The 5,849-nt window shown below is 64.1% G+C and carries 2 protein-coding genes; both read right to left on the bottom strand.

The features are described from left to right. Nucleotides 1-4,730: non-ribosomal peptide synthetase (locus A2J03_RS22355; protein ID WP_156520535.1), on the bottom strand; the 4,730-nt coding region annotated here is incomplete at its 3' end. Between the two features lie 275 nt (nt 4,731-5,005). Further along, the coding region (locus A2J03_RS22350) for a thioesterase domain-containing protein (protein WP_231912654.1) at nt 5,006-5,849 on the bottom strand (844 nt) is incomplete at its 5' end.

Genomic DNA, 5,849 nt, shown 5'->3' with positions numbered 1-5,849 from the left:
CCGAGATCGGATCGTGCGTCGACGTCGTCGACCGAGCGCCCCGGAGCCGGTACGACGTACGCGACGAGGTGATCGCCGGTTGCCAAGGCGACCACGAGCACGACCGCCTGGTTGACACTTGGATTCGCGAGAAGAGCCGCTTCGATCTCGCCGAGCTCGATCCGCTGGCCGCGGAACTTCACCTGAAAGTCCGTGCGGCCGATGTATTCGAGCACACCCGGTTCGCCGGGACCGCCCGCACGCCACCGAGCGAGATCTCCCGTTCGATACATCCGGGATCCGGGTGCGCCGAAGGGGTCCGCGACGAAGCGGTCGGACGAAAGATCGGGTCGGCCCAGATACCCGCGGGCAAGCTGTACTCCGGAGAGGTACAGCTCCCCCGCCGTGCCGGCCGGGACCACCCGCAACCGGGAGTCGAGGACTACTGCCGTCGTATTCCATTCAGGTCTGCCGATGGGTACCGAGCCACGATCCGCCTCGGTCGACTCCCAGAACGTCACCGACACGGCTGCCTCCGTGGGGCCGTACAGGTTGTGCAGCCCAGCGCAGGACACCGATCGAAATGCGTCGGCAGTTTCGATCGGGAACGCTTCGCCGATGACGAACACGTGGCGCAGGCTTCGGCACCGATCCGCAGAAGCATGTGCGGTGAACATCGCCAACATCGACGGCACGAAATCGGTGAGGGTGATCGAATGCTCCGCGATCAGATCCGCGATGTACTCCGAATCGCGGTGCCCGTCCGGGGTCGCCACCACGAGCTCCGCGCCCACCTGCAGAGGAAGAAAGAAGCCCCACAGCGAGACGTCGAATGTCGTGGCTGTCTTCTGCAGGTACACGTCGGCCTCACTGAGGCCATATTCCGTTCGCATCCACGCCATCTGGTTGACGACCGCACGGTGGGACACGGCAACACCCTTGGGTTTGCCGGTCGAACCCGAGGTGAAGATCACGTATGCGGTGTTGTCCGGTCCGAGCGAGGCAGTGCGTTCGGCGTCGGTGACGGGCGAGAGACTCGATTCGGTCGCGGGGAGGTCAGCGACGTCGAGCACGGCGACATCGCCGAAGAGGTCGCGGTCGCCGTCTCCCGACACGAGCACGCAGAAGGGCTCCGCCGCCTGCAGGATGTACCGAACGCGACTCTCGGGATGGTCCGGATCCACGGGAACGAACGCCGCACCCGCACGAAGAATGGCATAGATGCCGACGACCAGATCCAAAGATCGTCGGATCGCCACAGCGACGCGAGCTTCGGGGCCGACTCCACGATCGATCAGCACTCGAGCCAGCGCGTCGACCTGGGCGTCGAACTCCCGGTAGGTGAGGGATCGGCCTTCGAACACCACGGCGACATGGTCGGCGTGAGTGGCGACTCGCTGGTCGAACTCCGACAGCAACGTCGGCTCGAAGTCCAGCTCTCGATCGGTATCGTTCCACTCCTGCAACAACACTCGACTCTCGGCGCTGCCGACGAGTTCGAGGTCACCGACCAATTCCGCGGGATCCGCTGCGATCGCGTCCAGCAGTCGACAGTAGCGACGCGCAATGGACTGAACCGTGGACTCGTCGAACAGCGCTGTCGCGTAGAGAATTTGCGCAGCAATCGCTCCGGTCTCACCGTCCCAGGCGTCGGTACCGGCCAATGTGAACTGCAAATCGAATTTCGCGAGTGCGCCGTCCATCGACAACGGTGTGACGGCAAGATCTGGAAGTTCCAAGGATTGCTGCGCCATGTTCTGGAAGAACATGGCGACCTGAAAGATCGGGTGCCGCGACGCCGACCGCTCCGGGTCGAGAACCTCGACGAGCCTTTCGAAGGGCACCGCGTCGTGACCGAACGCGTCCAGATCCGATTCCTGAACCCGTGCAAGAAGATCGACGAAGGTCTCGGCCGGGTCGAATCGAGTACGCAACGGAAGAGTGTTGACGAACATGCCGACGAGGTCGTCGAGCTGTTCGTCGCCGCGCCCTGCGATCGGCGCACCGATGACGATGTCGTCGGTGTTGGACAACCGGGCGAGCAACACCGCCAACGCGGCGTGGGCGACCATGAAGAACGTGGCGTTCTTGGACTTCGCGAGTTCGAGGAGCGCTCGGTGCGTTGCACCGGAGATCTCGAACTCCACCGTGGCACCGACACTGGACTGTACCGACGGACGTGGTCGATCGGTCGGCAGGTCGAGCTGAGCCGGAACAGACGCCAGCTCGGATTTCCAGAAAGCCTCCTGCACCGCGAGAGGCGATGTCGGGTCGTCGCTCGACCCGAGAACCTGCTGCTGCCAGAGCGTGTAATCGACGTACTGAACGGTCAGCGGGGCCCAGTTCGGTTCACGGCCGTCGACGCGAGAAAGGTAGGCCGTCATCAGATCTCGCGTCAGCGGTGCCAGCGAGGCACCGTCGGCGCTGATGTGGTGGGTGACGAGCGCAAGCACGTAGTCCTCGTCGGCGACTTCGTACAACCGTGCACGCAGCGGAACTTCGGCGGCCAGGTCGAATGCAGTGAGCGTCATCTCGCGCAACACATCGGCGATCTCGGATTCCGCCAAGCGGATCGGCTCCAGCCGGGGCGCGACCTCTTCGGCCCGAAGGACCGACTGATGACCGACACCGTCGGTGTCGGGATAGTAGGTGCGAAGCGACTCGTGCCGCTCCACCACGTCCACCACTGCCCGAGCGAGCGCACTCACATCGAGCTTGCCCGTCAGCCGTACTGCGAGCGGGAGGTTGTTGATCGCGGACTCCGGCTCCAGCCGGTTCATGAACCACATGCGGCGCTGCGCGAGCGACAGCGGGATCGAATCCGGCCGTGGACCTGCGGTCAGAGGTGTTCGACGTCCGACATCGCCCTGCGCATCGATCGACTCGGCGAGACCCACCACCGAAGAATTGTCGAAGAGCGATCGAACCGACACCGTCGTATCGAGAGCTGCACCGATACGCGCAACCACCTGGGTCGCGATCAGTGAGTTCCCGCCGAGTTCGAAGAAGTCGTCGTCCAGACCCACACGCGGAAGATCGAGCAGTTCGGCGAACACCCCGGACACGACGCGTTGAGTTCCGCTTTCGGGCGCTCGGAATTCCCGGGCGAGCAGGACGGGGTCCGGCAATGCTGCACGATCGAGTTTGCCTGCCGGTGTCAGGGGAAGTTCGTCGATCAGCACGATCGCGGTGGGCACCATATGACGAGGAAGCTTGTCGCCCACGAACCGAGTGAGCTCGGAAGTACTCAGCACAACGCCTTCGACCGAGCGAACGTAGGACACGAGCATGGCCGAGCCGGCCCCTCCACCGGAGTCTGCACCGGCGCCCGCCGTGCCGCCGACGCCTTCGCGAGCCACCGTCACGACGAAGTCGACACCGTCGTGCATCGACAGCGCAGCGTCGATCTCACCGAGTTCGATGCGGAATCCACGGATCTTGACTTGAAAGTCACTGCGACCCACGTATTCGAGCACGTTGCTCGACTGGCGCCAGCGCACGATGTCGCCGGTGCGATACATCCTCGAACCATCGGTCGTGAATGGATTCGCGACGAATCGTTCTGCGGTCAGAGCCAATCTGCCGTGGTAACCGCGAGCGAGTGCCGGGCCCCACAGATAGAGCTCGCCCTTCGAACCGGGTGTCGTCGGATGGAGTCGATCGTCGAGCACCACGCCCGACACACCCCGGACTGGACTTCCGATGGAGACGGGAGCACCGGATTCGAGCGCGCCGCTGCAGGTGGCCATGATGGTTGCCTCGGTAGGGCCGTACCCGTTGAGAAACCGGCGCGGACCGGCCGGCCGATTCACGGCCCACTTCGACACCAGTTCGGGCGGGCACGCTTCTCCTGCAGAGAGAACCATTTCGAAATCGTTCAGGCCACTCGGATCCACCGATGCCATCGCGGCAGGGGTGATCATGGCGTGCGTGACCTGTTCTCGTCGCAACAGCTCGGCGAGGTCGGCTCCGCCGTACACGGACGCCGGGGCGATCACCATGGTCGATGCCGCGGTGACAGCCATCAGCAGCTCGAAGACGGAGGCATCGAAGCTCGGCGACGCGAAGTGCAAGGTCCGGGCGGATGGCGTCAAGCCGAAGAGCTCGCGCATCTCCGCAGCGAGGTCGTTCAGACCCGCGTGTGTAACCACAACTCCCTTCGGCTTTCCCGTCGAACCGGAGGTATAGATCATGTACGCGCCGTGCGTCGCGAGCAGCGTCCCGGCGCGGTCGGGCGGTAGCACGGTGGAGCTGTCGAGTTCGTCTATCTCGGCGATCGTCGACTCGTCGTCGAGCACCATCCACTCGACGGTCGACGGCAATGCGTGCACGAACTCCGTGATCGTCACACCGAAGCGTGTTCCCGAGTCGGAGAGCATGTGCTCGATCCGATCGGACGGATAATTCGGGTCGACGGGAAGGAAGGTGGCGCCGGACTTGGCGATTCCCCACACCGACTGGACCGACAGATCCGACCGGGGCATCGCGACCGCTACGACGTCGTCCGGTCCGAGCCCACGACCGATCAGAGCTCGTGCCAGGCGGCTGGAACGGGAGTCCAACTCGGCGTACGTGAGCTGCGCGCTGTCGTAGGAGAGGGCGGTCGCAGACGGGTCCAGTTCGACGGCAGTGAGCAGGAGGTCGGGCAGAAGGGGTATGCGCGGGCGCCTGACACGCGGCGCACGTCGGGGTCGGGCCGAGCCGCGCGCGGGTGTTCGATCGGCGGACACATCTTGGCCGCTACCACTCATCGAATCGTGCCTTCGACGGTCACCGGCAGCTTGAACTCGATCACGACGCACCCTCAGATCTCGACACGAGGGCAGCTCGAATAGCCCGGGAGGGCCGAGCTCCTGTTGCCGCCCCGCACAGGTTTACAACGACGAACTGAGTCCATATATACCGCATCGTCGCGAACCGTCCGGCGTTACGACCGAGAAAAAACCGGGTCGAAGTCCATTTCACTCGGAAAAAAGCATTCGACTGAATGCTTTTTCGGGACAACTCGTCCCACTACTGTTGGATCTCAGCGACCGCCGAGGATCCACTTGTTCAGTATCGGTCCGATTCTTTCCAACGCCGTGGGCGAGGCCAGTTTCCAGTGCGACGTCGCGATCGGGTAGTTGACCGTGCGCTCTGCATTCACAGCACACTGCCAGGTCGAGACACCCGATTCACCCGACGGATCGTCGAGTCCGGCGGTGAAGTACAGCAGGTCACCGTCGAATTCGACGGGCTCGTAGGCAGCCAGCACCTGCGCGGAGTGCCCGATCCCGTCGACGATGATCTCGATACGTTCTCGCGTCAGCGCATCGAACGGTGGGGGCAACGTCGCTGCCAGATCGGCAACGCCCTGCACGTCGAGTTCGGCGAGGTCACGGTCGTCGTCCCCGCCGAACTCGCCCACCAGATCGACCATTGTCGGCAGTGCCGTCGTACGGCCTTCCGTTGTTCCTATGGTCGCATCCATGACAGCGAGAGTCGCGACCTCGTGCCCGAGTGCCCGTAGCCGAACGGCGACGGCGTGCGCTAACACCCCGCCCATAGACCACCCGAGTAGGTGGTACGGCCCGGTAGGTCGAACGGCGCGGATCTCGCGCACGTACAGCTCGGCCCAGTCCTCGATCGCTGTCGGCAACACCCGCTCGCCGGACAGCGCGGGAGACTGCAACCCGTAGATCGCGCAATCGGAGTCGAGGTACGGCGCGAGGCCTGCGAACGCCCATGCCGTACCGGTAATGGGATGGAAGCAGAACAATGCTTGCTCGGAGCTGCCCTCGCGGAGAGAAACCAGGACGTCGAACGGTCCACCCGCTTCGGATGTACCCGGATCGCGCTCGATGCGTGCGGCCAACTTGGCGGGCGTAGAG

The organism is Rhodococcus sp. EPR-157 (assembly GCF_001647195.1).
GTDB lineage: Bacteria > Actinomycetota > Actinomycetes > Mycobacteriales > Mycobacteriaceae > Rhodococcoides.
Note: the sequence above shows the minus strand (reverse complement) of the source record. Positions and strands in the feature narration are given on the sequence as shown.